Origin of the sequence: Hyphomonas sp. (assembly GCF_013823385.1) — a bacterium.
Lineage (GTDB): Bacteria > Pseudomonadota > Alphaproteobacteria > Caulobacterales > Hyphomonadaceae > Hyphomonas.
In genome coordinates, this window is record NZ_PNMA01000111.1 from 1 (window position 1) to 2,087 (window position 2,087).

Annotated in this window: 2 protein-coding genes; both read left to right on the forward strand. The window is 62.2% G+C overall.

The window, feature by feature from the left end:
• Positions 1-1,688 (forward strand): IncP-type conjugal transfer protein TraG (gene traG / locus C0456_RS20185; protein WP_291056386.1); only part of this gene is annotated, 1,688 nt, incomplete at its 5' end.
• 1 nt (position 1,689) lies between these two features.
• The coding region (locus C0456_RS20190; protein WP_291056388.1) for a toxin-antitoxin system HicB family antitoxin at positions 1,690-2,087 on the forward strand (398 nt) is incomplete at its 3' end.

Genomic DNA, 2,087 nt, shown 5'->3' on the forward strand with positions numbered 1-2,087 from the left:
TCGTGGCTGTGATCGGCTCTGTGATCCGCAGCCAGGATGCAAAGTTCGTAACGACCTACGGGTCTGCCCGCTGGGCGACCCCGAAGGATGTGCGTCGGCACAAATTGTCTGGGAAGGACGGGGTTTTCCTCGGGCGGTATCGTGGCAGGTACCTGCGCCATGCCGGGCCGGAACACATCATGGCGTTCGCTCCGACGCGGTCGGGGAAGGGCGTCGGGCTGGTGGTGCCGACCCTGCTCTCCTGGACGGGAAGCGCAGTGATCCATGACATCAAGGGAGAAAACTGGACGCTCACCTCGGGATGGCGGTCGACCTTCTCAGACTGCGTCCGCTTTGATCCGACAAATCCCAAGAGCCCGCGGTTTAATCCGCTCCTGGAGGTGCGGCGCGGGGAAGGAGAAGTCCGGGACGCACAGAACATTGCCGACATCCTGGTCGACCCGGAAGGCTCTCTGGAGCGGCGGAACCATTGGGAGAAGACGGGCCATGCCCTGCTGACCGGCGTGATCCTGCACGTGCTGTACGCGGAAGAAGACAAGACGCTGGCGGGCTGCGCCCGGTTCCTGTCTGATCCGGGGCGGACGTTTTCCGAGACCCTGCGGCTGATGATGTCGACACCGCATCTTGGGACTCATCCGCATCCGGTCGTCGCGCAGGCGGCACGGGAGCTGCAGAATAAGGCGGAGAATGAGCGCTCCGGCGTGCTCTCAACGGCGCTGAGCTTTCTGAGCCTCTACCGGGATCCGGTAGTGGCTGAGGTGACCTCCAAGAGTGACTGGAGGATCGAGGACCTTGTGGGCGGGGAAAGGCCTTTGTCGCTCTATCTCGCCTGTCCGCCCTCGGATGTCTCGCGCACCAAACCCCTCATGCGGCTTGTTCTCAACCAGATTGCGCGCCGGCTGACCGAGCAAGAGCCCGATCCCTCCCGACGGAAGCTGCTCCTGATGCTGGATGAGTTCCCGGCCCTGGGGCGGATCGATTTCTTCGAGACGGCACTTGCCTTCATGGCGGGGTATGGGGTCCGGGCGTTCCTGGTCGCCCAGTCCCTGAACCAGATCGAGAAGGCATATGGTCCCAACAACGCCATTCTGGACAATTGCCATGTCCGGGTGGCGTTTGCGACCAATGATGAGCGCACGGCCAAGCGGATTTCCGAAGCGCTCGGCACCAAAACTGAGCTGCGATCCCAGAAGAACTATACCGGACACCGGCTCGCGCCCTGGCTCTCGCACATGATGGTGTCCCGGCAGGAGACCCAGCGTGCCCTGATGACGCCGGGCGAGATCATGCAGCTGCCGGCCACGGATGAGATTGTCATGGTTTCCGGTGTCCCGCCGGTGCGGGCGAAGAAGCTGCGCTACTTCAAGGATGGCAACTTCACTCCGCGGGTTCTTCCCCCGGCATCCGCAGAACGCGTGGAAGAGGGACAGTCGGATCACTGGATCACTGTGGCTGCTGGCAGGGCGCTCTCTTGGCCTTCTGACAACGGAGGAGGGGGTGAAAGCAGCGGCGGTCTCATCCTGGAACCGGAACTGGATCCGCCGAAACGCTATCCCAATGTTGATGTTGCCGAAGTCGCGCCAGAACTCGATGACGAGGGGCCGGTCGAGGAAGATCCCCATATAAAGGCCGTTCGCCGGGCAGCCGGAATGGATAAGGAGGGCAGCGACTTCCTGCCGGATTTCTGACATGGGCAAGCCGCGACTGAACCTGCGCCTCCGGGCAGACTTGCATCGTAAGCTCGAAGCAGCCACGCGCCGCCCGGGCGTGACGAAAAACGCCCTCATCGAGAAGGCGCTGCAGGAGTATTTTGAGCCGCAGATCCGCCATGGGCTAGAAGAGAGGTTGTTCGCCAGGCTAGAGGCGTTTGAGGTCCGGCAGGGAGAAATCGAGCGGGATGTCGCACTGTTGCTGGAGACGCTTGGCCTGTTTGTTCTTTACTGGCTCACGCGTACCGATCCGATCCCGGAGGGAGAGCGCGAGATCGCACATGCCTTGGGGCAGAGGCGGTTTGACTATTTTATTCAGCAGGTTGCCCGGCGGTCCGTATCTGGGACCAGGCTTTCCGACCGCATCCTTGATCCGGA